At 41.0% G+C, this 25,102-nt stretch carries 21 protein-coding genes; 12 read left to right on the plus strand and 9 right to left on the minus strand.

Annotation, left to right across the window (positions count from 1 at the left end):
• Nucleotides 1-16 precede the first annotated feature (16 nt).
• From BQ7394_RS17130 to cas6, 5 genes are read right to left on the minus strand one after another with little or no spacing between them, the layout of a single operon-like run.
• Nucleotides 17-2,299 (minus strand): CRISPR-associated helicase/endonuclease Cas3, encoded by a 2,283-nt coding sequence (locus tag BQ7394_RS17130; RefSeq protein WP_075558542.1) that lies wholly within the window; start codon nt 2,297-2,299, stop codon nt 17-19.
• Nucleotides 2,296-2,973, minus strand: coding sequence for a type I-B CRISPR-associated protein Cas5b (gene cas5b / locus BQ7394_RS17135; protein ID WP_075558543.1), 678 nt, complete (start codon nt 2,971-2,973; stop codon nt 2,296-2,298). The genes BQ7394_RS17130 and cas5b overlap by 4 nt, the downstream gene beginning before the upstream one ends.
• Nucleotides 2,973-4,031 (minus strand): type I-B CRISPR-associated protein Cas7/Cst2/DevR, encoded by a 1,059-nt coding sequence (gene cas7i / locus BQ7394_RS17140; protein ID WP_075558544.1) that lies wholly within the window; start codon nt 4,029-4,031, stop codon nt 2,973-2,975. The genes cas5b and cas7i overlap by 1 nt, the downstream gene beginning before the upstream one ends.
• An 18-nt stretch (nt 4,032-4,049) precedes the next feature.
• Nucleotides 4,050-5,462, minus strand: coding sequence for a hypothetical protein (locus BQ7394_RS17145; RefSeq protein ID WP_075560090.1), 1,413 nt, complete (start codon nt 5,460-5,462; stop codon nt 4,050-4,052).
• Nucleotides 5,463-5,476: 14 nt separating this feature from the next.
• Nucleotides 5,477-6,253, minus strand: coding sequence for a CRISPR-associated endoribonuclease Cas6 (gene cas6 / locus BQ7394_RS17150; protein ID WP_075558545.1), 777 nt, complete (start codon nt 6,251-6,253; stop codon nt 5,477-5,479).
• A 179-nt stretch (nt 6,254-6,432) separates the two neighbouring features.
• Here cas6 and BQ7394_RS17155 point away from each other — a divergent pair, with 179 nt between their 5' ends.
• Nucleotides 6,433-6,867 (plus strand): DUF6078 family protein, encoded by a 435-nt coding sequence (locus BQ7394_RS17155; protein ID WP_075558546.1) that lies wholly within the window; start codon nt 6,433-6,435, stop codon nt 6,865-6,867.
• A gap of 217 nt (nt 6,868-7,084) precedes the next feature.
• Here the strand turns inward: BQ7394_RS17155 and BQ7394_RS17160 are convergent, their stop codons facing one another.
• Nucleotides 7,085-7,924 carry a phospholipase A gene (locus tag BQ7394_RS17160; RefSeq protein WP_075560091.1) on the minus strand — a complete coding sequence of 280 codons (840 nt, stop codon included), beginning with the start codon at nt 7,922-7,924 and terminating at the stop codon, nt 7,085-7,087.
• Between the two features lie 157 nt (nt 7,925-8,081).
• On the opposite strand from BQ7394_RS17160, the gene BQ7394_RS17165 reads away from it, so the two are divergent.
• Nucleotides 8,082-9,875 (plus strand): MutS family DNA mismatch repair protein, encoded by a 1,794-nt coding sequence (locus tag BQ7394_RS17165; protein ID WP_075560092.1) that lies wholly within the window; start codon nt 8,082-8,084, stop codon nt 9,873-9,875.
• A gap of 32 nt (nt 9,876-9,907) precedes the next feature.
• On the opposite strand, the gene BQ7394_RS17170 is transcribed toward BQ7394_RS17165, so the two are convergent.
• Nucleotides 9,908-10,705 carry a M48 family metallopeptidase gene (locus tag BQ7394_RS17170; protein WP_075560093.1) on the minus strand — a complete coding sequence of 266 codons (798 nt, stop codon included), beginning with the start codon at nt 10,703-10,705 and terminating at the stop codon, nt 9,908-9,910.
• Nucleotides 10,706-10,888: 183 nt separating this feature from the next.
• On the opposite strand from BQ7394_RS17170, the gene argR reads away from it, so the two are divergent.
• From argR to BQ7394_RS17195, 5 genes are all read left to right on the plus strand, one after another.
• Entirely contained in the window at nt 10,889-11,332 is a 444-nt protein-coding gene (gene argR / locus BQ7394_RS17175) for an arginine repressor (protein WP_075560094.1), read from the plus strand.
• Nucleotides 11,333-11,398: 66 nt separating this feature from the next.
• Nucleotides 11,399-11,980, plus strand: a complete 582-nt coding sequence (locus BQ7394_RS17180) for a GNAT family N-acetyltransferase (protein WP_075558547.1) — start codon at nt 11,399-11,401, stop codon at nt 11,978-11,980.
• Nucleotides 11,981-12,067: 87 nt separating this feature from the next.
• The gene (locus BQ7394_RS17185; RefSeq protein WP_075558548.1) at nt 12,068-13,267 is read left to right on the plus strand and encodes an argininosuccinate synthase; all 1,200 of its coding nucleotides are present in this window, start codon (nt 12,068-12,070) and stop codon (nt 13,265-13,267) included.
• Nucleotides 13,264-14,232 carry an N-acetyl-gamma-glutamyl-phosphate reductase gene (gene argC / locus BQ7394_RS17190; RefSeq protein ID WP_075558549.1) on the plus strand — a complete coding sequence of 323 codons (969 nt, stop codon included), beginning with the start codon at nt 13,264-13,266 and terminating at the stop codon, nt 14,230-14,232. The genes BQ7394_RS17185 and argC overlap by 4 nt, the downstream gene beginning before the upstream one ends.
• A 10-nt stretch (nt 14,233-14,242) precedes the next feature.
• Nucleotides 14,243-15,370, plus strand: a complete 1,128-nt coding sequence (locus BQ7394_RS17195; protein WP_075558550.1) for an aspartate aminotransferase family protein — start codon at nt 14,243-14,245, stop codon at nt 15,368-15,370.
• Nucleotides 15,371-15,460: 90 nt separating this feature from the next.
• On the opposite strand, the gene BQ7394_RS17200 is transcribed toward BQ7394_RS17195, so the two are convergent.
• Entirely contained in the window at nt 15,461-15,976 is a 516-nt protein-coding gene (locus BQ7394_RS17200) for an FKBP-type peptidyl-prolyl cis-trans isomerase (protein WP_075558551.1), read from the minus strand.
• A gap of 126 nt (nt 15,977-16,102) precedes the next feature.
• On the opposite strand from BQ7394_RS17200, the gene BQ7394_RS17205 reads away from it, so the two are divergent.
• From BQ7394_RS17205 to BQ7394_RS17215, 3 genes are all read left to right on the plus strand, one after another.
• A complete protein-coding gene (locus BQ7394_RS17205) occupies nt 16,103-18,337 on the plus strand; it encodes a S9 family peptidase (protein ID WP_075558552.1) in 2,235 nt (744 codons plus the stop codon).
• A 35-nt stretch (nt 18,338-18,372) separates the two neighbouring features.
• A complete protein-coding gene (locus BQ7394_RS17210) occupies nt 18,373-20,229 on the plus strand; it encodes a mechanosensitive ion channel family protein (protein ID WP_075558553.1) in 1,857 nt (618 codons plus the stop codon).
• Nucleotides 20,230-20,327: 98 nt separating this feature from the next.
• The gene (locus BQ7394_RS17215) at nt 20,328-20,885 is read left to right on the plus strand and encodes a copper resistance protein NlpE N-terminal domain-containing protein (protein WP_075558554.1); all 558 of its coding nucleotides are present in this window, start codon (nt 20,328-20,330) and stop codon (nt 20,883-20,885) included.
• Between the two features lie 87 nt (nt 20,886-20,972).
• Here the strand turns inward: BQ7394_RS17215 and BQ7394_RS17220 are convergent, their stop codons facing one another.
• Nucleotides 20,973-22,187: a C1 family peptidase gene (locus BQ7394_RS17220; protein ID WP_075558555.1), complete on the minus strand. Its 1,215-nt coding sequence runs from the start codon at nt 22,185-22,187 to the stop codon at nt 20,973-20,975.
• 500 nt (nt 22,188-22,687) lie between these two features.
• Here BQ7394_RS17220 and BQ7394_RS17225 point away from each other — a divergent pair, with 500 nt between their 5' ends.
• Together BQ7394_RS17225 and BQ7394_RS17230 are read left to right on the plus strand one after the other, a co-directional pair.
• Nucleotides 22,688-23,281, plus strand: coding sequence for a DUF3575 domain-containing protein (locus tag BQ7394_RS17225; RefSeq protein WP_075558556.1), 594 nt, complete (start codon nt 22,688-22,690; stop codon nt 23,279-23,281).
• 55 nt (nt 23,282-23,336) lie between these two features.
• Nucleotides 23,337-25,088, plus strand: coding sequence for a hypothetical protein (locus tag BQ7394_RS17230; RefSeq protein WP_075558557.1), 1,752 nt, complete (start codon nt 23,337-23,339; stop codon nt 25,086-25,088).
• Nucleotides 25,089-25,102 lie beyond the last annotated feature (14 nt).

Consider the following 25,102-nt stretch of genomic DNA (forward strand, 5'->3'; position numbering starts at 1 on the left):
GTTTGATTATAATTAATCATAAAAACAATTGTTCATTCATATTATCTATTTTAGATATCTGAAGCCCTATTTCCTCATTATAAGCACGTTTCATAACCAAGATAGATTTATTATTGAGTCTGTCGTCATTCATTTTAGTATAACAAAAAGTCTCTCTACTTATTTCCTTATTTTTTAACAATGCGAAAAAACGACTCTCTCTAATTGAAACCAATAATCCTTCAGCCTTTATTAATTGACATGAATCAAGGTATTTTTGATATTGTTGTACTAAGCAAACAGGAAGAACCTTAATACCATCGAATTGTTTATAAAACATATCTTCTGATTTTTCATCATAGGCTAAAAGTTTCAATCGATTACGTATACTTAAAGACAACATTTCATAGGTTATATCAAAATCCTCTTTTTGACAATCCTCCCAATCTGGATATACCTTATCAATATATGCTTGTAAATCTTTCTCATGAATGACCCCATTATCTTTTTCCTCTATTTTATAGAGGATTTCTATCGAACGAGAAACAATCGCTTCATTATAAATGAACTTATCTTTTTCATTTTGCGTATCAAAAACATGACAAACACAAAACCCCTTTTGACGTTTTCTGTTCACTCGACCAAAGCGCTGAACTAATGCATCCAAAGGAGCTGGCTCTGTATAAATCGTATCATAATCAATATCCAGACTAACTTCTATAGCTTGAGTTCCTACTAATAGCTGTATCTCCTCATTTTGAAGTTTAATTTCTTTTTTATTACGATCTTCTGCATTAAATGAACCATGAAGTAATAATTTGCTTCCCTGGATATAGAGGCTCTTATAAACATTTTGTGCTTGTTCAACTGTATTACATACAACAAGGACCTTTTTTCCCTCATCAAGATCCTTTTGAATTAAATCTAACGAATTCTGTAATACTCCTTCTTCTATACTAATTTTATGTCTATCAAATTTTTTATACAAATTTTCATCTGCAACTACTCTGCTATGTTCACCTATTGCCCGTTCTAAAATATGCAACATAAACGAAGGTAAAGTTGCAGTCATTACAAAAACATTTACATTCATATATCGCGAGCAAAATTCTAATAAAACTATAATCTGAGCAAATGTTTTACTATCATAAGCATGGATCTCATCAAAAATAAAATATCCACCTGACCACTCTGACATTCCCTTTTCAAAACCTTTTAGTCCAAATAAATACTTCAACAATTGAAAAGGAGTAACTATTTTCATTGGAGTAACTAATGTTTTAAAATCTTGTATCAGTTGTTCCCTCCCCGTTGCATTCCAAGATTTATCAGATGACATCTTATTCTCTATATATTGTGACAGCTTTCCATGAAGCATTCCGACCCAATGAGTATCACTAGATGCATAACCATCACTAAACTTCATATTTAGTCTTTCATACATGGCATTAATGGAAGCTGTGTAAGGTAATACATAAAATATTCGACCTTCACCTCTTTTTTCTAATTGACGTTTTAACCACAAAATAGATGTTTCTGTTTTTCCTGATCCGGTTGGAGACGATAATATTACATTACCTATGAGTTGATATGCTTCTTCTTGATGTTTATATAAAGGATACTCAAATAAAAAAGAAAAATTAGCATCAGACAATTTATAAAGTCTTGTAATACCAGCGGATGCCAGATGGTCACATTGTTTCACAAATCCAATCAGCAATAAACATCGCATAAATACATTATCCGACAAACAACAAGGAGTATGATGGTATGATTTTACAAGAGAAACAATATCTATAATATCATCGTTGATCTTTTGAAAACCATAAACATTTAAGATCTTCCAAATTTTATTTCTCCATAACTTTCCACATTCATCTTCAAAAGACAGATTATCACATGAATACCAACCAGGTCGAGCAACTGATACATAATTATCAAGAACGAATTCATATATTTCATCAAGGCTTCTATGATGTCCTATCACTGCATAATATATAAGCTCTTTCCATTTATCTGGAATATCAGCTTGTTTAATAAAGTAAAGTGAAAATATTTCATGCCTTTGATGGTTCCAGGTATTTGGTGAGTATTTATAAAGTATGCGTTGAAACTCACTATGCGACTTTCCTGTATCATGAAATACGATACAGTCATGCACTAGTTTCCAAAATACTTTACGATCCGCCAAGGGCAAATTAGGAAAGCACTTAACCAACTGTTCATAGATGATTAAACAATCATCTATATGCTGTTTTAAAGAAACCTCAGGTTCTGACTTAGCCAGAACCTGAGGTTTCTGAGGAAGAGTCACACTCATATATATTCGGCAAAATTCAATTGATGAAAATAAATATCAATTTGTTTTTCTTCAATACAATCTCTATACGCAGTTAAATGTGTCTGTACATCAGCTGCATTATACGGTATAACAGAATAAGCTTCAGTTCCTATGTTATTACGAGGTATTGTTTCCGTAAAATATTTTGGCAATGCCTGTATAGCCCCCGGTAAACAATTTTCTTTAAAAGGTACAATTTGTCCTTTAATCTTACATGCACCTATAACTTCATTCAATTCAACCTCTTCTATAGAGTTGACAGAAGCTAAATCCGAACTTCTTCCTAACAAAATAGAATAGTAGGGATTACGAAAGTATCTCACCAACTCTAAATCAACTAAATAAAGATACAGACAGTTTTCAAAAAGAAACTCTCTCCTAATCACATTGGATTTCACTTGATTTTTGGGGATGTTTTTTGAGTCTAGTTCAACCTGATAGATTGTTTCCAAATCAACGGATTTTCCCTCATATTCAAAATAATAGCCTAAAAGCAATTCACTGTGAACAAGATATTTACCAGCACAGGCATTCAAAATTCCCAATACCGTACTAATAGGAGGAACAAGCAATGTAGGCTGGAACCCGGATATAATATTGGGATAGCGAAAACTTGAAGTCCATGAACTTATTTTAATACGGTAAGCCTTCATTATTTCATCAGATTAGTTATTTGCTCACAATAAGCATCAATCATTGCATTTACAGGCCCATAGACAATAACATTTTGATATTCCTGTTGCAAAGATATCAATGCATCATCCTGCTCATCAAAAAAGCCACTTCTTCTTCCTATGAAAATTTTCCCGATAAAATCGTCATGATACTCATTAATAACTTCTTTTATTCCCTTTGTATTCAACTTAACCATCTCATCCCGATCACCATAACTTGACACAACGTGAGAGAAAGGATGATTACCGGAATTAGTCGATGCAAGAATTATAAATTTAGGAGTTACATCTCCCATATTATTGGTTTGCATAGCTCCACCTGAAATATTTTTTAAAGCTTTAATCGTATCACAAGCCCGTTGAACACGAGTTTCTAATGGGAGTTGAATCAATTTTTGTCCAGTAACAAAAGGATCATTTTTTTCAATACAACCATTTTCCATAGCTTCATCTTTCAATTTTTTTGAAAGATTCTGGAAACCAGTTTTATTATAATTAGAAAAAGTTCCAACCATATTCAAATCCAGGCTAAACATGCCCTTCATTATTGCACTATATTCCTGTTTTCCATAAGGCACTGAATCACCTTCCTGACGTGCCATACTGGACCAGCTTTCAACCGGACGCACAGCACAGGCCGACACTATTGCCGAATTTTTTAAAGGAGATACCCTTGTTACAGTGACATTCACCTTTTTCTTTTTTCCCTTATCATCAATAATCTCTTCAGAAGCGGCTCTCATGTATCCAAAGACATCATCATCCGGATATTCTATCGGATTAGCATTTGTATATGCTATTTTATCTTCGCGAATTACAGGAGAAAGTTTCCAACCACAATTCTTTTGCAAAGAATCTCTCCACCAAAAACGAACTGCCTGTCCTGATACATAAGTATAGTTACGACCATTCTTGATAATACTTTTAGTCGCTACTGCATTATCAAAATTTGACATAATGTTCTTTCCTGCATTGTTCAAAGCCACCACATCGACGTCTATCAGGTAAAATCCCTGAACTTTTAAATTTTCATTCATATTGTTTATATTATAAGGTTAAACTTCATCATCGACAAATTCTTTTTCATCGAAAACTGTTTCTTCTGCTTCCACATTCAAATGTCTTTCATGTAATTTCTGATAAATTGAAATCAATAGAACATCACGTGTTTCCATCCAGGAGTTTGAATCTGGAAATAAGTAATCTACATAGTCCTCTACAGTGACAAGAGGCATCTCATTTCCTCTCCTATAATTATCTTCTATTACTTTCAATACAAATCGTCTCAACAAATATGGATTCTTCACGCCATTCAGTTTTGTCAAGACCTTTTTCATGTCTACTTCCGAATTATAGCTAAGAATAAAATCTGCTATTTGATTTATTTTGTCAACAGTTTCCTTTTTCATACTCTGTATATTAATTAAATAACACTCTAATAGTTCTAAATCAAAATGGTGATACACACTCCATTTCCTGACATCACTAATAATATTTGCTCCTATCAGCAATTTGTCATAAATAATATTTCTCCAAAACTTGAAATTATCTTCATTTATGCTTATTTCCTGTTTTTTATCTAAGGCTATAAAAGAATTTGTTTCATCATTGTATTGTATTTTCTTATAATCGGAACATCTATAATGATGATTCACAAAAATATTCCAGTTTGTCTTATATTGTGCTTTACGTGTTTCTTTATAAAAATCAAAGGCTTGGGACGGAAGCGTATAAATTTGTACATCAGGACTTGCTCCAAAGTTTGTAAAATGATAAAGTGTTATATATTCACTTCCGATATTATTATCTGCATAATGCATACTCACCTTATCCAAAAATCTAAATATAGCTGTCCCAGGGGATCGAGACTCATTTCTTAATAATCCCAGAGAAGCATTCTGCCCTAGATCATATAATATTCTATCACAACATTCTTTTGCATATAGCTCAGTAGTTGGCTGGTTTGTACTACTAATCACACAAACTCTACCTTGAAGCAACTCACATCCCAAAGGAAGAAAATGATATCGTATCAATGCTTCTTTCGATAACATAATTCCTGTATCAAAAAAATTATGAAAATTCACGAACGTACCTGAACCGGATAAAACCGTATTATCTCTACCTGCCGGAAAAAGTTTCGTTTTTCTTCCGGTAACTCTACAATAGCCAACAATATATGGTAAAGTTTCTTCCAAAAGACCCAAAAAGTATAATTTCGTTTCTTCTTTTTTCTTCTCTGCTTTAAAAGCAGGTTGTGTTATTTTTGAATTCAGAAAGAACGGATTAATCTTCGCATCCCAATTATCCACATATATTTTAGTAGCTAACATGATTAATTCCAACACATCACATTCAGGATAATAATCAGATAAAGCCTTTAACACATATCCTCCTGAATCAACAAAAGGATCTCCGGTCGGTTCCAAGAGAACTTTATAATCAATATTTGTACATGTTTTCTTCATTTTATATTGTAAATTTAAATATATACTCCAATCATCCCAAATCCAATCGCCCCTTTCTCCCCCCATCCACTTTCATAGCCTATCTTCATCAAAGGTTCCGGGAGCTTAACTTTAAATTTGTACCGATATCCTCGTACAAATGTTTGCTGCGGAGTTCCGGCTTTTATTTTCACTAAAACAGACTTCGGTTCATCGAGCACCATAAAGTCACAATAAACCTCCCTGTCATATTCTTTTCCATAATAAGCCTCGTAACGCGCCAAAAGACCTGTCAGAATACCAGTGACATACGATGGATCAGAAGGAGAAATATATTCCGTCTTTCCGTTCTCCTTACGCATCGAAACACAAACCGGTGATAAAGTCTCAAAACATATTTCTTTCTGATAATCCAGTGATGGCATGACCTGCACCTCACGCACTTGGAATTCTACACCAGATATCTTATCAGCAATATGGAAACTTTGTTGACAAAACACGCCTTCAATAAATTGTTGCGTACTTTTCTCCGGTAAAAAGCTAATAAACCATTCTATTATATCTGATTTTATAACTAAACGTTGGCGTTGTTTATCTATTCTATATTGAGGTATGATAAGATTAGAGAAAGTAAATAGTTTAAAACGCTTACCACCAATAACGAAGCCATTTTCATGCAGCCAAGATGAATAATTTTCATCACTATGAGCTAATATTCGATAAATAGCAGCCGATAATTCATACTGATAATTAATTGGTAGTTCATATCCTAAAACATGCGGTTGTATTTGTAAGGTTAACTTAAATCTCATGCTCAATTAATTTAGTTTTTCACAAATATATAAAAGTAGAAAGCATTACAATCCATTTATCCGGATTATTTCACGCAAATCCTAAAAAACAATCTTTGCATGTTTTTTTTCTCTTCAAGCTTCGTATAATTAAATAATAAAACGTATGTTTGCTTGGTTAACTAAACAAAACATACATAATGGAACCTACACCTAAATACGAATCCGTCCCCTATAGTTTTGCATACTGCCTGAATGAGCAATGCAAGCACTATACGAAGTGCCTGCGTTATCTTGTTTCGAAGCAGCTCACACCGGAACAGACCACTTTTTCGATCGTAAACCCCGATTGCACAACACCGCAAGCAGATACCTGTCCCTTTTTCAAAGCCGACCAAAAGAACAGGTACGCTTTGGGGATCACTCAATTATTAGATGATCTGCCTCATAACAAAGCTATTGCCATTAAACGGGCAATGAATACTAAATTCAGTAAAGAAACCCTTTATCGCATCCAGAAAAAAGAACGATTAATTACCCCTGACGAACAAAATATCATTCGTATGATCTTTATCCGTCAGGGTATCCATACTGATCCGCTTTTCGACCAATATGTAGAGCAATACGATTGGTAAGAAATTGTAAACTTTTTAGACCTTTATTACTTATAATCCCCACTTAAATGGGTAATATCCCCCATACAAGTGGGTAGTATTCCCCATTAGAGTGGGATTAATTCCCCACGCAGATAAAAATTGTGGGGAAAAAGACATGGCAAAACACCTGCAACCTTCACGGTAACGCTTGCAGATGAATGAAAGAAGAATATTAAGGATTATATAAAACTGATTCTCAATATATACTGAAATCCTGCGGCTTTATCACAAACCCGATCCTCAGCATGCTTTTGAACTGATTATATTCCAGCAAATTCTCTCCGTAGCCATTATAATATTGAAGGAAGAAATATTGGTTTTCGTTATTATTGAATTTATAGCTCAGCTCTACCTGAGTATTAAAGCTGAACCATGTTTTACGTTTCGTCAGAATCACTCCGCAGTTAAAGCGTTTATTGTCTGTCCGGAAATTCGTTGCCACCTGGAATATACCGTTATATTTCAGTAAGTCCTTATTATATTTTCCATCGACGATCGGTATCCATGTTTTGAACTGAGCTTCCCAGTTCTTGTTAAGGACAACGGCCGCTGCAAATGTGACCTTATTCCAGCTACGGGAAGCCGTGCTATCTTTCCCGTTCGACTCATGTTCAAGCATCAGATATCCTTTACCGATATATTTGTTGTGATGGATGATCAGATGGCCTAAACCGATTCCCGGATTAAAATTCAGGTCGCGCATAGGAAGAGATTTTTGGAAAACATTCCAAAAGGCTTTCTGGGTATACTGGATAAAAAGATACGTATCGAAAGGTAATTTACTTTTGGTTAACCGCTGGGCTATACTCAACTGAAACTTGACATCCGAATTGGCAGCAGTCGGTTTATGACCGATCGTTGTTCCACCGATAAAATAGTTATCCTTAAACAGTGAAAAATAAGGCGCTTTATCCAATACGGCACGTACGCTATCTGCATTATATTCCATCCTAGGATCTTTCACAAGCACCTGGGCTGTAACCTTTACAAAACCCGTGATGAATAAAACCAACAGAGACAATGTTATTTTCTTCATAAACATTATTATATAAACCCTATAAACAATGCAAAGGTACTATTCCTTTATCCAAACAATTCTCCCAAATCGCCTGAATAATGGTCCATTCGGTAACCTTCTTTTTATTAATAACCATTTCTTAACTGGTATGTTCATTTTTTATATCTTTGCCCACATGGAAAAAGTATACCAATATTATAACGAAACTATTACAGCTTATAAACGCCGCTCGGATAGCCTGAGAAAGAAAATGCATTTATGCGGGACAATCCGCTTGTTGCTGGTTGCCGGCCTTGTTGCTAGTATATGGCTACTGAAAGCAGAAGGCTGGTTAGTGCTGTCCAGTGCGGTCGTATCGTTCATTATCCCGTTCATCGCACTAATGGTTTATCATACGCACTTGTCTTACCTGAAAGAGTACGCAGATACTTTAGTACAATTGTGCAACGACGAATTAAAGGCGTTGGATTATGATTTCAGTGCTTTCGACGGAGCTCCGGAAAAGAGTTCGGCCGATCATTCCTTCAGCCTGGATCTCGACCTATTCGGCAACCGTTCTATCTTCCAGTCGATCAACCGGACAGTGACAGTGGTTGGAAAAGAGACACTCACCCAATGGTTTATCGACCCGCTTACCGACAAAGAGGAAATAAAAAAACGCCAGGAGGCTATCCTGGAATTAAGTTCACTCACCCAGCTAAGGCAACATTTCTTTGTCACCGGCAGACAATATCCTAAAGAGAAAGGAGATGTCAATACATTAACTGCATTGACGAATCATACTCCTTCGTTTATAACCAGTACGCTTTGGAAATGCTTGACCTGGATTATTCCGGCCATTTGGGTAGCTATATTTATAGGTATAGGATTGGAGTTGATCAGTTTTTCCTTTTTCGGAATATTCTTTGCTTTTGCATTCTTGTTATCCAATCTGCGCACCAAACAAATCACTGCGCTTCACAATTCCGTGAATAAAATGGAAATGATACTTTCCACCTATTCCCTACTGATCAAAAGTATAGAAGGCGATATTTTCAAATCGGCAGAACTTTCGGATATAAGCAAACAGTTTGCAGGAGCAGACGGGACAGCCTCGAAAGCATTAAAGAAGCTATCCAAATGTATAGGGGCTCTCGACCAACGAATCAGTTTCATAGGAATTGTTCTGAATGTCTTTATCTTACGCGATACCCGGACTGCAATGAGATTGGAGAACTGGATACAGACACATGCAGAAGACATCCCTCACTGGTTTGAGGCGTTGGGACGCTTCGACGCTTATAGTTCGCTGGGAGGATTTGCCTTTAATCACCCGGGATACATCTATCCGGAGATAGCTGATACTTATTTCAAGATGAGCGGTAAATCGTTAGGACATCCGCTGCTTCGCCGTGACGTTTGTGTGAGAAATGATATATCCATCGAGAAAAGTCCCTGGTTCCTGATTATCACAGGGGCGAATATGGCTGGTAAAAGTACCTACCTACGTACGGTCGGAGTAAATTATCTGTTGGCTTGTATCGGAGCTCCGGTTTATGCCGATTCACTGACGGTATATCCGGCTAAAATGGTAACCAGCCTACGCACTTCCGACTCGCTTGTCAGCAACGAATCTTATTTCTTTGCCGAACTGAAACGCCTGAAGATGATCATCGACCGTTTGCAACAGGGAGAAAAACTATTTATTATCCTGGATGAGATATTAAAGGGAACCAACTCTATCGACAAACAAAAAGGATCGCTTGCCCTGATGAAGCAATTGGTATCTTACCAGACTTGCGGAATTATCGCAACCCACGACCTGGCACTGGGCGAACTGGAAAAGGAATTCCCTACCCAGATAAAGAATTACCGCTTTGAGGCAGACATCAAAAATGAAGAGCTGACCTTCTCGTATCAACTGCGTGAAGGGGTTGCACAGAATATGAATGCTTGCTTCCTGATGAAAAAAATGGGGATCACCGTGTAATCCCCATTCCTTTTATCTTATTTCTACTTATCTTATTTCTTCGTCCGGTACTTTTCTATCTCAGGAAGATATCTTTTAATATCGTTTATACGCGTGGCATCACTCGGGTGAGTACTCATAAACTCCGGTGTGCTGCCTCCTTTTCCGGCAGACATTTTTTGCCAGAAGTTAACCGCCACTTCCGGATTATAACCTGCCATAGCCATAAACACCAGTCCCATATAATCGGCTTCCGACTCATGCTTGCGAGAGAAAGGCAGCATGACGCCGTACTGTGCCCCTACTCCATAGACTGTGCTTGCCAGTGTCTGAACAGTTGCACTTTTATCACTTACAGCCTGTCCCAGGATAGCAGCACCATATTGGGTCATCAACTGCTGGCTCATTCGTTCGTTGCTATGCTTGGCTACGGCATGGGCCACTTCGTGACCGAGTACGACCGCCAACTCGTCATCCGATGCAACCAAAGGAAGCAAGCCCTCATATACCACGATCTTTCCACCCGGCATACAGAACGCATTCACCTGGTTGTCTTTCACCAGATTAAATTCCCATTGAAAATTCTTGATCTCGCTTTCCATTCCATTGGCTTTCAGATAAGCCTCAGTTGCTGCCGCGATCTTCTTTCCTACCCGGGTAACCATTTCACTCTTAGCTTTATCAGTAGATTTCGTGGCCGATTTCATATAGTCGCCATATTGCGTCAGGCTCGATGACAACACTTCCTGATCCGAAACAAGCAGTACTTGCTTTCTTCCCGTCAAAGGCACACTTCCACAACCAGTCAGCAGTAAAAATACCGCCATTAATAAACCTGTAATCTTTTTCATCTCTCTCATTTAGTTTTTACCGATACAAAATTATCATTTCTTTATAAGAATAGAACAATTCCAAAGGCATTTTTGCTCAATAGATATATAGGATAAATAATTATGCAAAAAAACAACGCAACTATGTATAAATATTCAATTATTCCCGTTATATTTGCAACCGTTTTGCATAAATATACAAACATGAGTACAAAGAAGGAACGATTGGACGCTATTTGTCGCATCATACAAACAAGGACAATATGTAATCAGGAAGAGCTGCTTAAAGAATTGGAAGCCAGCGGATTTCAGGTTACACAGGCTACTTTGTCGCGCGACATAAAGCAACTGAAAGTAGCCAAAGTACACGATGCAAACGGCGATTATGTATATTGTCTGCCCGATTATTCAGCGTTGATACAGCCGAAAAAGCCCCAGACACAACATCATCCCAACATCGAATTTTCCGGAAATCTGGCAGTTGTAAAGACAAGACCGGGGTATGCGATGGGTATCGCTTCCGATATCGACACACACGCTCCTCACGAAATACTGGGAACGATAGCCGGAGACGACACGATCCTGATCATCCCCCGCGAAGGGATCAGCCGGGACCGGATAGTAAAAGCATTATCACATTTTATATAAGGGCGATAAGGGAGACTGGAGATCTTCCGTTTATAAACAAAGTAGACAAAGAACAAGCAGTAAGAAATGGAACAGGAAACAGAAATCGATGTAATGATCGCTGATGCCTCTCATGAGGTATATGTCGACACAATTCTTGATACAATAGAGGCCGCTGCCAAGGTACGCGGAACCGGTATCGCAAAGCGTACGCATGAATACGTGGCCCAAAAGATTATAGAAGGGAAAGCGGTCATTGCGCTGGCAGGGGATAAGTTTGCAGGTTTCAGTTATATAGAATCGTGGGGAAATAAGCAATACGTCACCACTTCCGGGTTAATCGTTCATCCGGATTACCGTGGATTGGGTATTGCCAAACGGATTAAGGATATGACCTTCCAGCTGGCTCGTATGCGTTGGCCGAAAGCGAAAATATTCAGCCTGACATCAGGAGCGGCTGTGATGAAAATGAACACGGAACTGGGATATGTACCGGTGACTTTTGCCGACCTGACTGACGACGAATCATTCTGGCGTGGTTGCAACGGTTGCGTAAACCATGACATCCTGGAACGTACAGGCCGCAAATATTGTATTTGTACAGCCATGCTGTTCGACCCGGCCGACCCGCATCGTGCCGCCCGTGAAGCAGAAGAAAGAAAAAAGTAAAAGTAATATAAAACAGACGGGGTTTCCGGTAAGGGCGTTTCGCGAAACGCCCATACGGCAGTGCAAGCTCCATAAAACAGACAGACAATGAAAAAGAAAGTAGTAGTAGCATTCAGCGGAGGTTTGGATACCTCTTTTACCGTAATGTACCTTGCCAAAGAAAAGGGTTACGAAGTATATGCGGCCTGTGCTAACACTGGTGGTTTCAGCGAAGAGCAGTTGAAGCAAAACGAAGAAAACGCCTACAAACTGGGTGCAACAAAATATGTTACAATCGACGTAACTAAAGAATATTACGAAAAGAGCCTGAAATATATGGTATTCGGTAATGTACTGCGTAACGGCACCTACCCTATTTCCGTTAGTTCAGAACGTATCTTCCAGGCATTAGCCATTGCCCGCTATGCAAACGAAATCGGTGCAGATGCTATCGCTCACGGTTCGACCGGTGCCGGTAACGACCAGATCCGCTTCGACATGACTTTCATGGTACTGGCTCCGAATGTAGAGATCATTACCCTGACACGTGATATGGCGTTGACTCGTGACTACGAAATCAACTACCTGAAAGAAAATGGGTTTGTTGCCGACTTTACAAAACTGAAATATTCTTATAATGTAGGTCTTTGGGGAACTTCCATCTGTGGAGGCGAAATCCTTGATTCAGCACAGGGCTTACCTGAAAACGCTTACCTGAAACAAGTGGAAAAGACCGGTAGCGAAGAATTACGTATCGAATTCAAGAACGGAGAGATCCATGCTGTAAACGGTGAAGTATTCGAAGATAAGATCGCCGCTATCCAGAAAGTAGAAGAGATCGGCGCAGCCTACGGTATCGGCCGCGACATGCACGTAGGCGACACGATTATCGGTATCAAGGGACGTGTAGGTTTTGAAGCTGCTGCTCCCATGCTGATCATCGGTGCACACCGCTTCCTTGAAAAATATACATTGAGCAAATGGCAGCAGTACTGGAAAGACCAGGTAGCCAACTGGTACGGCATGTTCCTGCACGAAAGCCAGTATCTGGAACCGGTTATGCGTGACATCGAAGCCATGTTGCAGGAATCACAGCGCAACGTAAACGGTACGGCTATCCTCGAACTCCGCCCGCTTTCATTCTCAACTGTCGGTGTTGAATCGAAAGACGACCTGGTGAAGACTAAATTCGGTGAATACGGCGAAATGCAGAAAGGCTGGACGGCAGAAGATGCGAAAGGCTTTATCAAAGTAACTTCCACACCGTTGCGTGTTTATTATAATAATCATAAGGACGAAGAAATATGATCAAGATCGGAATTATAGGTGGTGCGGGATATACGGCAGGCGAACTGATTCGCTTGCTGCTTAATCACCCGGACGCCGAGATTACATTTGTGAATAGTACCAGTAACGCCGGGAACCGGATCACTGACGTTCATAGCGGCCTGTTCGGAGAAACCGATATGCGTTTCACCGCCGAACTTCCCCTGAACAGCATCGACCTTCTTTTCTTCTGTACCGCCCACGGCGACACAAAGAAATTCATGGAAAGCCATACTGTCCCTGAGAACGTGAAGATCATCGACCTCAGCATGGATTACCGTATCGAAAGCGACGAACACGATTTCGTTTACGGTCTGCCCGAACTGAACCGACGACGTATCTGCAACTCCCGACACATTGCCAACCCCGGTTGTTTTGCCACCTGTATCCAACTAGCCGTTTTGCCGCTAGCCAAACACCTGATGTTGAATTCAGAGCTGCATGTGAATGCGATCACCGGATCGACAGGAGCCGGTGTTAAGCCTTCGTCGACTTCTCATTTCAGCTGGCGAAACGATAACATTTCGATCTATAAGCCGTTCACTCACCAGCATCTGGCAGAGATCGGACAAAGCCTGCGCCAGTTGCAGAATAGTTTCGATAGCAGTATCAACTTCATACCGGTAAGGGGTAATTTCTCCCGTGGTATTTTTGCCACCACTTACATCGACTGTAAGGTTAGCCTGGAAGAGATCAAACGTATTTACGAAGAATATTACGACGATCATTCTTTCACGTTCATTACAGATAAGAATCCGGACCTGAAACAGGTGGTAAACACAAACAAGTGTCTCCTGTATCTACAGAAATATGAGAACAAATTATTGGTCATATCCATGATCGACAACTTGTTGAAAGGCGCCAGCGGACAGGCTGTGCATAATATGAACCTGCTGTTCGGTTTAGAAGAGACTGTAGGATTACATCTTAAACCGTCAGCGTTTTAAATAAGACAAAATGAAACTATTCGACGTATATCCTTTATTTAATATAGAAATAGTAAAAGGAAAAGGCTGCCATGTATGGGATGCGGAAGGGACTGAATACCTCGACCTGTATGGCGGACATGCCGTTATCTCCGTCGGTCATAGCCATCCTACTTATGTAGCTGCTATCACCGACCAGGTGAACAAACTGGGATTCTACTCCAACTCGGTTGTCAATAGCTTGCAACAAAAGCTGGCAGACAAACTGGGGAAAGCTTCCGGTTATGACGATTATTCTCTTTTCCTGATCAATTCCGGAGCCGAGGCTAACGAAAATGCTTTGAAGCTGGCTTCATTCCATAACGGTAAAAAGCGGGTAATTGCTTTCAAGCATGCTTTCCACGGCCGTACTTCCGCAGCGGTTCGCGTAACGGATAATCCGAAGATAATTGCTCCGGTCAACGAAGACCTGGCTGTTACTTATCTGCCGTTGAACGATGCAATAGCTGTTGAAGCAGAACTGCAAAAAGGAGATGTATCTTCCGTTATCATCGAAGGTATCCAGGGTGTCGGCGGTATCCAGCTTCCGACAGACGACTTTATGAAGGAGTTGCGTGCTTTGTGTACCAAATATGAAGCTTGCCTGATCCTGGATGAAATTCAGTCGGGTTACGGACGTAGCGGGAAATTCTTCGCTCACCAATATGCAGATATTAAACCCGACCTGATCACGGTAGCCAAAGGTATCGGTAACGGTTTCCCGATGAGCGGATTGCTGATCAGCCCGATGTTCAAGCCTGTTTACGGTATGCTGGGAACGACTTTCGGAGGTAATCATCTGGCTTGTGCCGCTGCTATCGCAGTATTAGACATCATGGAAAATGAGAAATTGATCGACAATGCAGCGAAAGTAGGAAACTTCCTGATCGAAGAATTACACAAATTGCCGGGTATCAAAGAAATCCGTGGCCGTGGTTTGATGATCGGTATCGAATTCGAAGAATCCATCAAGGAAGTACGTAGTAAATTACTGTTCGAAGAGAAAGTCTTTACAGGTGTTGCCGGAACAAATACGATCCGTTTGCTTCCGCCGCTTTGCCTGACAATGGATGAAGCCAAAGAATTCCTTGCCCGCTTCAAAAAAGTACTTAATGCTTAATTAGTTCTTTATTATAAAAGAATGCCGCCAACGGAGTTTCCGAAGGCGGCATTCTTGCTTATTACATCTTACCGGCTGGCAAGTATGAAATTACTTGGCTTCTTCCACTCTATAGTTAAATATCAGGGTAGATCCGAAAGGAATATTTCCCTGACCCAACTGATAATCATAAGCTAAAGTTGAAGGTAAAATTGCTTCAATAGAATCACCGACCGAAGTCTCAAGAATAACTCCTTTCAAACCTGTTATCAGGTTGCCTACAACAAAATTCTCCTTTATCTTATTCTGAAACGTTGTCCCATCAATAAAATGCCCGTCCAACTCAAAATTCAAATTACTGCTAGAGGTCGGATACTTAGGTGTTTCAGCTTTTCTGTCAATGACCCGATACAGGGTTGTATCTCCATACTTCACCAATTGTTCATAAACCAATTTTCCATCAGCGTCTTTCTCCTGTTTCTTCTCACGAATATACTCACGGTTCTTTTCATAATGAGCTATTTGCTCCGGAGTTAATTCAAAGCTGTTGTTATCGTCATTACTACAAGCGGTAAACGCACTCAACATCACCATCGCAGAACATGCGACTGCATAAATTGATCTCATTCTTCGATTTTATTTTATTATTAAATTCTTTTGAAGCCGCAAAGATAATAATAAAGAGTTTCTGCTTTGTTATCTCAAAGAACTTTACGTTATTTGCATATACAGAAACAAACACAATAAATACAAATGAAGCTAAATAAATTCTTTGTTGCCGCCGCTATTACTATTTGTTGCAGCAATTTGTGTTCCGCACAAAAATCATTGGAGTTAGAAGAAGTACTGAGTGGTAAACTGATTCAGACCAAAGGCGTCGGAGCCATGAACTGGATGAAAGACGGAGAGCGTTACAGCCGTCTGGAACAGAACAAGCAAGAAGGAGGAATGGATGTCGTAGCTTACCGTGCCAAAGACAATGCCCGCGAAGTAATTATCCCTTCTACTATGTTCATAGATAAATCGACCGGCAAGCAAATTGCCATGGGAAGAATATCGTGGAGCAACGACAATGATAAAGTATTGATCTATAATAATACAAAACGCGTATGGCGATATGATACCCGCGGCGATTACTGGGTGCTTTCCTTGCATGACGGAAACCTGCGCCAACTGGGCAAAGGATTACCCGAATCATCTATGATGTTTGCCAAATTCTCCCCCGACGGAACAAGAGTAGCCTACGTTTCCGACAACAATCTTTATGTAGAAGATATAAACTCCGGTAAAAGAACCCAGTTGACCAGCGACGGAAGCCAAACCATCGTTAACGGTACATTCGACTGGGTATATGAAGAAGAATTCAGTTGCCGGGACGGTTTCCGCTGGAGCCCGGACGGCAAATACATAGCCTACTGGCAGAGTGATACGGAAGGGACCGGTGTATTCGATATCATCAACAATGTCGACTCCATCTATCCCACCATCCTGCATTTCCCCTATCCGAAAGCAGGTACTACCAATTCAGCCGTAAAAGTAGGATATATCCCGGCAGAAGGAGGGACGACCACCTGGATCAACATTCCGGGAGATCCCCGTAACAACTACATTCCGCGCATGGACTTCATTCCTGAAAGCAACGAACTGTTCATCCAGCAGTTGAACAGGGAACAGAACACCAATAAAGTATGGGTTGCCAAAATCGGTAGTGCCACACCGGAAAATATCTTTACAGATAAAGATGCCGCCTGGCTGGATACGAACGATAACATCCTGTGGCTGAAAAACAATCAATATTTTACCTGGGAAAGCGAACGTAGCGGATGGCGTCACCTGTATCGCGTGAGCCGTGACGGAAAAGAAATCGTTCCTGTAACAAAAGGTGATTTCGATTATATCGAGCCGGTAGGAACCGATTTGCAGAAAGGTTTGGTTTATTTTATCGCTTCACCGGAAAACTATACCCAACGTTACCTGTACAGCGCAAACCTGTTCGGCAAAGGTGAAGTAAAACGCCTGAGCCCTGAAAGCCAACCGGGACAACACCGTTATAATATGTCTCCGACCGGAAAATGGGCCGTACATACATACAGCAATTCGGTAACCCCTCCGGTGATCGACATGGTTTCATTCCCCAAGAACCAGTCCGTACGTATCATTGAGGATAATGCAAAGGCTAAAGAACAATACGACGCCCTGGGATTAAGCCCGAAAGAGTTTGTCAAAGTAAAATCAGGCGACCTGCAACTGGATGTCTGCATGATCAAACCGGTCGACTTCGACCCGTCGAAGAAATACCCGGTGATCATCGAAGTCTATGGCGAACCGGCCGGATCGACCGTGCAGGACGTATGGGGTGGCGGCGACCTGTGGAACCAATATATGGTTAACCAGGGATATATCTACGTCAGCATCGAAAACCGCGGAGCCAATGCACCACGCGGACGCGAATGGCGTAAATGCATCTATGGAGAAGTCGGCACATTCGCATCCGAAGACCAGGCACGAGGCATACAAGACCTGGGACGGCAGTATCCGTTCATCGACCTGTCCCGCATCGGTATCAACGGATGGAGCGGTGGCGGTAGCCAGACACTGAACTGTATGTTCCGTTATCCGGAAGTATTCCATACCGGTATTGCGATCGCCTTCGTTGCCGACCAACGTTTATATGATACCGTTTACCAGGAACGTTACATGAATACTCCGCAAAACAACCCGGAAGGTTACCGCAAAGGCTCTCCCATCAGTTACACGGATGGTTTGAAAGGAAACCTGCTATTGATACACGGAACCGGCGACGATAACGTACATTACCAGAATTGCGAAATGCTGGTAGACGAACTGGTCAAACATGGAAAAATTTTCAGCCAGATCAGTTATCCGATGCGTAGCCACAGTATCTACGAACGCGAAGGTACTACTATGCACCTGCGGAAAAGCATGGCGGATTACTGGTTGAAACATTTACCGGCCGGAGCTAGATAAGTACGATTAAATTAAAGCATAGAGTAAAAAACACTATGAAACATTTGGTATTATGCATTGCCGTAATATCGGCCATATTCCTTGTGCCGACCCGGGGAACCTCCCAGATCAGAGAAAAGGCAGAAGGATTACTGAACGCCGTTATTACAGATAATAAAACGAACGAAATCCCGGCCGACTCTGCATCGGCAATTGAAGATAAGGTCCGGTTAGATTCTATCAGACTGCAGGAACTCGAGCTTCAGGTGCAGGAGATGAAGTTGAATGAGATAGTGCTCCGGAACGAGTTGAACGATGCATTGCATAGGCATATCACGACCGACTCGCTGAAAAAAGAGGAACAGCGCCGCAGTATCGACTCGCTTCGGACACTGACTCCCGGTGTTCCGCTTGTCATCGACAACGATACCCTCCTCACCTTTTATGCCAAGAGAGGAGGCGTATCGGCACACGACCGGGCGGAGAATGCCGTAAACCTGATCCAGAAAATAGGAAAAGACCTCAGCCTGAAAACAGACTCCGTAAGTCTGTTCCACAGCGAATACCAGACAGACATCATGTATGGCGAAAAAGTGATACTAAGTGTCACCGACCAGGATGCCGTATGGCAAAATACAGAAAGAGAAGAGCTTGCTAAAAAATATCAGACGATTGTCAACGACAAGATCTTGTCGCTGAAAAAGGAACACGGCATACTTCAAGTCACCAAACGGGTGGCACTATTCATCCTGGTACTGGTCGTTCAGTATTTCTTATTCAAGCTGACCAATTACCTGTTCAGGAAATTACGCCGCCGGATCATCTGGTTGAAACAGAACAAGCTCAAATCTATTACCATACGTGAATATGAATTCCTCAACACCCACCGGCAAGGCAGGATACTCATATTCCTGAATAATATTTTACGCTATATTGTGCTGTTGATACAGCTTATGTTCAGTGTACCGATGCTGTTCGCTATCTTTCCACAGACAGAGAACCTGGCAATGAAACTGTTTTCCTACATCCTGGAGCCAGTCAAAATGGTTCTGAAATCTGTTATCGAATACATTCCGAACCTATTCATTATCGTTGTCATCTATTACTGTGTAAAATATATCATCAAAGGTATCCAATACATAGCCAATGAGATTGAAAGTGAAAAATTAAAGATTACCGGATTTTATCCGGACTGGGCACAACCTTCTTTCAATATCATACGCTTCCTGCTTTATGCATTTATGATCGCAATGATCTATCCGTATCTGCCGGGGTCCGACTCCGGTGTATTCCAGGGAATATCCGTCTTTGTCGGACTGATCGTTTCACTCGGATCGAGTACGGTAATCGGAAATATCATCGCCGGGCTGGTTATTACCTATATGCGTCCGTTTAAATTGGGCGACCGTATCAAACTGAACGAGACAACGGGAAATGTAATCGAGAAGACACCTTTCGTAACCCGTATCCGTACCCCCAAGAACGAAGTGGTAACGATCCCGAATTCATTCATCATGTCGTCACATACGGTGAATTATAGTGCCTCCGCCCGCCAGTTCGGCCTGATCATCCACTCGACGGTCAGTATCGGTTACGACATCCCCTGGCGTCAGGTTCATCAGCTACTGATCGATGCGGCACGTTCTACGCCGGGAGTGCAGCCTCATCCGAAGCCGTTCGTGCTGGAAACTGAGTTACAGGACTATTATCCCTGTTATCAGATAAATGCTTATATAAAGGATGCCGACCGGCTGTCGCAAATCTATTCAGACCTGCACCAGAACATACAGGATGTATTCAATGAAGCAGGTATAGAGATCATGTCGCCCCACTATTATGCAGAACGTGACGGAAGTGCGGTTACTATTCCGCCTGAGTACCAGCAGAAACCGGACAATCCGGATAAAAAGTGAGAAACAGCGCATTATATAGTTAAAAAAGTCCTCCTGCAAAACAAAATGCAGGGGGACTTTTGTTATAACGGCAAAGTCACTAATAAAAATGCACAATAATGAAAAAGTATTTTATCGCAGTAGCAGCTCTGGCTTTATTAGCTGCATGTAGCGGGAAGAAAACAGCCGAACCCGCTTTAATTGAGGAAGAAAGTGTCGCAGTAGCAGAAGCAGTACCCGACGCACCGGCTTTGCCTGAAGTAACAGGAAAAACAACCAAGCCTGTGAATATGCGTGATTCACTGAAAGTTGATCCCAAAAAGGGAGCCGTTATTCAGAAAAAATATAAGGGAACATTCCCCGCTGCAGATGGTCCCGGCATCGTTTATGACCTGACTTTATATTATCAGCAAGATAGCGAAGATGGCGTTTACGAAATGGATGCCACTTATCTGGAAGCAGAAAACGGACAGGATAAAACATTCTCTTCTACCGGTAAACGCCAGGTAAAACATGGTACACCTGCCAACTCAGAAGCTGTCGTTTACGAATTGATCCCAAGCGATGGAAGCATGGCATTCTATTTCCAGGCAGAAGGCGACAGTTTGACACTATTGAATCAGGAATTACAAAAAGCAGCATCAGATCTGAATTACACCCTGACGCTCGTTCCATAAAGAAGCACATCTTTGTATAAATAGAAAAGAGGCACCCCAACTCCTACCGGGAATGCCTCTTTTCGTTTTATTTTCGGATATATTGAATTATTTAATACCTAACTTAGCTTTAATAGCTTTAGGCAGTGCATCTTTATGAACGACAATGTTCATTGTTTTGTAGCGTACGAATGCTTTCGATGCATACCAAATACCGTTATATTTGTTGGCTGTACCCCAAGAGTTTTTCACCATGTAATATTCGTTTCCTTCCTGATCTTTGGCAATACCATAAATCTGCATACCGTGGTCGTCAGTAGTTTCCCAGTTATCATAAGCCAACTGGCGTTCTGCCTGCGTACACCATTTCTGCGGTTGCGGTTTCGTATTCAATTTCTTTTCTTCCGGTTTCATCTTCAACCAATGAGCCATGTCCGATCCGCTCAGTTCCTGTACCTTTTCGTTGTCAGGCATAACAGCTACACCGTCGCGGGTAAAGCCTGACTCACTTACGTCGGATCCCCAGGCAATCGTATAGCCTGTATTGATCGCATTGTCGAACACTTCCATGAACTCGTCGATCGGCAGGTTGTAAGACAGTGCGTGACGCCAGTTATCCTGGATTTCCAGCGAAAATTGCGTATAGAACGGATGATGCGTATAAGAAGTCAACGATACATAATCCGACGATTTTAATCCTGTAGATTCATAAAATGACTTCGGAGTATATTCTTTTCCTTTATAAGTAAACTTTTCCGGAGCTTTTCCCAGATAGATTTCATGTACGGCAGCTACAGCCTTTTTCCACAACAGGTTGTAATTCTCGTCATACTGGAATTTTTTTACTTTACCGCCGGCCATAGCACCTACCATAGCATCTGTGAGGGCAGACAACTCTCCATGGTTACTCAATGTATCGCTATACATCACCCCGGGGCGCATTTCTTCTTCCGGCACCAAACCAAAAGCTTCCATTCCGTAAATCACATCATAGAAAGACCCACCCTGCGAGAATGAAGCATCACCATGAGTACGGACAGCCATATCGGCACGATCCTGATAAGTGTGGTAAACGGTAAACATCTCTGAAAGATCATATTCTCCCTTTCCCATACGAAGCAATTCAGATTCCAGGAAAGCCATGGTAGAGTAGCACCAGCAAGTACCTGCCCGGTTCTGATTCTTAATGGATGTAATCGGGTTTTCCTTTACGGTCGTAAAAATGAAACCTTCTTCTTTTTCTCCCTCTTTTTCCTGTGCTCCGACATTTGTTGCAGAGAACGCACAAGCCAACATCAAGCTGGCAACAATAAGTTTCTTCATCTTTTGTTTTCGATTTTATTAGCAATTATACATTTTGAGACAAATGTAAGGGAAATATTTGACCCCGCCAACAAGCCGACAACCGGAAAAACAGCTACATCTCGTTCTTAAAAAAAGAAAATGACCTCAATACGTTCCAAAATTCCTTTTTGTGACACCAAAATTCCTCATTTTGAATATCCTTTAAATAATAAATATATTTTTGTGAAAATTCAATAAGTATTGAAGCACATAGTATATCACAAAATACACTATTAGAATCATGACTAGAAAAAACGTTCCTTTTTTTTAGTCATTTTTTGTAAGTATTCTTCTCTTCTTGTCAATCATATATTAGATACTGAATATCATCTTTTTACAATAGAATTATTAATATTCCTTTCTTTTTACATTTCGGCTAAAATCAATGACTAAAAAAAAGGAACATTTTTTTTAGTCATCCCTTCTTTCTCGGCATGCCAATCTACACTGTATATCAACCCATTAAAAACAGAAACAAAATGAAAAAATTATTATTATTCATATTACTAAATTGCCTGGCAACCCTGCATGCGCAAGAACCGCTAAAAACGGACACAATCCCCACGCTGGCTGTCAAAACCAATATCCTTTATTGGGCGACAACCACTATCAACCTGTCTGCCGAGCTGCGCCTCGACGACCGCTGGACGCTCGACCTGGCGGGCAGCTACAACCCGTTCACCTTCGCAAACGACAAGAAATGGAAGCACTGGATGATACAACCCGAAGCACGCCGCTGGTTCAACCGCAGCTTCGACGGGCATTTCCTGGGAGTGCACCTGCACGGCGGGCAGTTCAACGCCAACCGCCTCAACCTGCCTTTCGGCATCGGGGGCGACACGTTTAAGAACTACCGCCACGAGGGCGTCATGTATGGTGCGGGCATCGGCTACGGCTACCGCTGGAACTGGAACCGCCACTGGGCGATGGAGGCGGAGCTGGGCCTGGGCTACTTCGGCTTCGAATACGACAAATACGACTGTGAGACCTGCGGCGCCAAACAGGGCAGCGGCCACGAAGACTTCTTCGGCCCCACCCGCATCGCCGTATCGCTGATTTATACGATAAAATAACAACTGACAGATAAAACGATAACAACTATTTATAAACTTAAATAAGAATAAAACAATGAAAAAGAACTATCAAAAATGGCTGGTCGGCGCATTAGCATGTGCCCTGGCAATGCCTTTCACAGGCTGTTCCGGTGAAGATGATCCAACTCCGTCAGTAAAACCGGGAACCGGAGAAACGTTCCAAACCGAAATTTCGATTGCCCTGACCAACGGCACTTCGAAAACTTCGACTAAAGCAAGCGATACAGAAGTACAAGAGCCAAGTGCTGATGGTGTAATCCAATTTAATGGTTTGCAGAACATCAAACTGGTATCTTACTCGATAAATAATTTATCTACAACTGACTATGCAGCGAAAGAAAATTCACAACTAATCACCATCCGAAATTTACAAGACATCGGTTCTGAAACCCAAGGGACAAGTGATCCCAAATACATCAAACAAAAACAAGCTGTCTCTTTAAATGCAGAAACTCAAGGTTTTCTATTCTATGGAGAAAGTGCTTATGAGACTCCTGTGGGTAAAATAAAAACAACTTTCCCTACAACAGATGGTAATGATGTTAGCAGTATCAATTTTGAATTAGTAGAAATTGAAGTAGACGCAAACGATTACAAAACAGAAATGGAAGCCTATTTGAAAGATGTCTACACTGCATTATACAACTACAATCCTGTAATCGTTACAAAAAGAGACGGACAAACCACTACTAAATTATATAACTCATTAAACACAGCAGAGAGTGGTTCTTTCATGCAGATTGCTGATTTGATGGCGCAATTGTATGTGCTGGCAAACAACAATCAAATAGGAGAAAAAGCAAATGATGATGGAGATGGCTCATTAGACAATATCAAGAATGCTATCTATTCAGATGAAAACCAAACAATCTTCACGGTTGCACCTTCTGGTACATATGCAGATGAGACAATCTCCAACCTCAGCTACACCGTTGTTACCGACGGATTAGCAACAGCCTTGACTGACGCTAAAGCTCCGGCTTCAAACTATAGATTGTCTTTCGTAGAGCATGGTAAAGATGGTAATACTGGTGAATTTCTAACCGAAGATGAAAACACCTACGTTTCTCCGGCTTCATTATATTATTATGTAAATACATATCCGGTTGATTATACACAAGGAACTTTCGAACAGCTTACCTGGAAAGATGGTCTTATAGAAAGTTACAATACTCCATTAGATCTTAAAACCTCACAACCCGGTTTCATTGCCATGGCACACTCTGCCCAATACGCAGTGGGTCGTTTGGATATTGAATTAAACTACGACGATAATTTAAAAGACCGTGACGGCAAAGATTTTAATACACAGAACGATGGCTTGCAACTAAAAGGTGTCATCGTCGGACAACAGAAAGACGTAGCCTGGAACTTCTTACCTTCAACAGCAACAGTAACAGAAAAGTCTATTTACGATAATACAGTTGAAGATAATGCTGCCAAAGTGTTAGTATTCCCTACTTCTCCAACTACAAATGAAGTAAAAGTAGTATTGGAAATGCTGAACAATACTGACAATGCTTTTATCGGTGCAAACGGACAAAAGATACCGGGACACTCAACTTTCTATGTAGTAGCTTCGTTAAATAAAAGTAGCGTAGATGCTGTAGAGGGTGTAAATGCTATCTTCCAGTCGGACTACAAAACAACGGCTAAGATGACATTAAAATCATTACAAAATGCCTACAACACCGTTCCCGACTTGACAGCAACTAACCTCGAATTTGCCTTGAGCGTAGATTTGAGCTGGCAGCAGGGTTACAAATTTGAAGTAGACATCGAATAACCCCACCCCCATAT

Source organism: Parabacteroides timonensis (genome assembly GCF_900128505.1).
Taxonomy (GTDB): domain Bacteria; phylum Bacteroidota; class Bacteroidia; order Bacteroidales; family Tannerellaceae; genus Parabacteroides; species Parabacteroides timonensis.

Excerpts from the sequence above, each read along its gene's own strand:
- BQ7394_RS17130 (WP_075558542.1), bottom strand. The coding sequence starts at position 2,299 with ATGAGTGTGACTCTTCCTCAGAAACCTCAGGTTCTGGCTAAGTCAGAA.
- cas5b (WP_075558543.1), bottom strand. The coding sequence starts at position 2,973 with ATGAAGGCTTACCGTATTAAAATAAGTTCATGGACTTCAAGTTTTCGC.
- cas7i (WP_075558544.1), bottom strand. The coding sequence starts at position 4,031 with ATGAATGAAAATTTAAAAGTTCAGGGATTTTACCTGATAGACGTCGAT.
- BQ7394_RS17145 (WP_075560090.1), bottom strand. The coding sequence starts at position 5,462 with ATGAAGAAAACATGTACAAATATTGATTATAAAGTTCTCTTGGAACCG.
- cas6 (WP_075558545.1), bottom strand. The coding sequence starts at position 6,253 with ATGAGATTTAAGTTAACCTTACAAATACAACCGCATGTTTTAGGATAT.
- BQ7394_RS17155 (WP_075558546.1), top strand. The coding sequence starts at position 6,433 with ATGGAACCTACACCTAAATACGAATCCGTCCCCTATAGTTTTGCATAC.
- BQ7394_RS17160 (WP_075560091.1), bottom strand. The coding sequence starts at position 7,924 with ATGAAGAAAATAACATTGTCTCTGTTGGTTTTATTCATCACGGGTTTT.
- BQ7394_RS17165 (WP_075560092.1), top strand. The coding sequence starts at position 8,082 with ATGGAAAAAGTATACCAATATTATAACGAAACTATTACAGCTTATAAA.
- BQ7394_RS17170 (WP_075560093.1), bottom strand. The coding sequence starts at position 10,705 with ATGAAAAAGATTACAGGTTTATTAATGGCGGTATTTTTACTGCTGACT.
- argR (WP_075560094.1), top strand. The coding sequence starts at position 10,889 with ATGAGTACAAAGAAGGAACGATTGGACGCTATTTGTCGCATCATACAA.
- BQ7394_RS17180 (WP_075558547.1), top strand. The coding sequence starts at position 11,399 with ATGGAACAGGAAACAGAAATCGATGTAATGATCGCTGATGCCTCTCAT.
- BQ7394_RS17185 (WP_075558548.1), top strand. The coding sequence starts at position 12,068 with ATGAAAAAGAAAGTAGTAGTAGCATTCAGCGGAGGTTTGGATACCTCT.
- argC (WP_075558549.1), top strand. The coding sequence starts at position 13,264 with ATGATCAAGATCGGAATTATAGGTGGTGCGGGATATACGGCAGGCGAA.
- BQ7394_RS17195 (WP_075558550.1), top strand. The coding sequence starts at position 14,243 with ATGAAACTATTCGACGTATATCCTTTATTTAATATAGAAATAGTAAAA.
- BQ7394_RS17200 (WP_075558551.1), bottom strand. The coding sequence starts at position 15,976 with ATGAGATCAATTTATGCAGTCGCATGTTCTGCGATGGTGATGTTGAGT.
- BQ7394_RS17205 (WP_075558552.1), top strand. The coding sequence starts at position 16,103 with ATGAAGCTAAATAAATTCTTTGTTGCCGCCGCTATTACTATTTGTTGC.
- BQ7394_RS17210 (WP_075558553.1), top strand. The coding sequence starts at position 18,373 with ATGAAACATTTGGTATTATGCATTGCCGTAATATCGGCCATATTCCTT.
- BQ7394_RS17215 (WP_075558554.1), top strand. The coding sequence starts at position 20,328 with ATGAAAAAGTATTTTATCGCAGTAGCAGCTCTGGCTTTATTAGCTGCA.
- BQ7394_RS17220 (WP_075558555.1), bottom strand. The coding sequence starts at position 22,187 with ATGAAGAAACTTATTGTTGCCAGCTTGATGTTGGCTTGTGCGTTCTCT.
- BQ7394_RS17225 (WP_075558556.1), top strand. The coding sequence starts at position 22,688 with ATGAAAAAATTATTATTATTCATATTACTAAATTGCCTGGCAACCCTG.
- BQ7394_RS17230 (WP_075558557.1), top strand. The coding sequence starts at position 23,337 with ATGAAAAAGAACTATCAAAAATGGCTGGTCGGCGCATTAGCATGTGCC.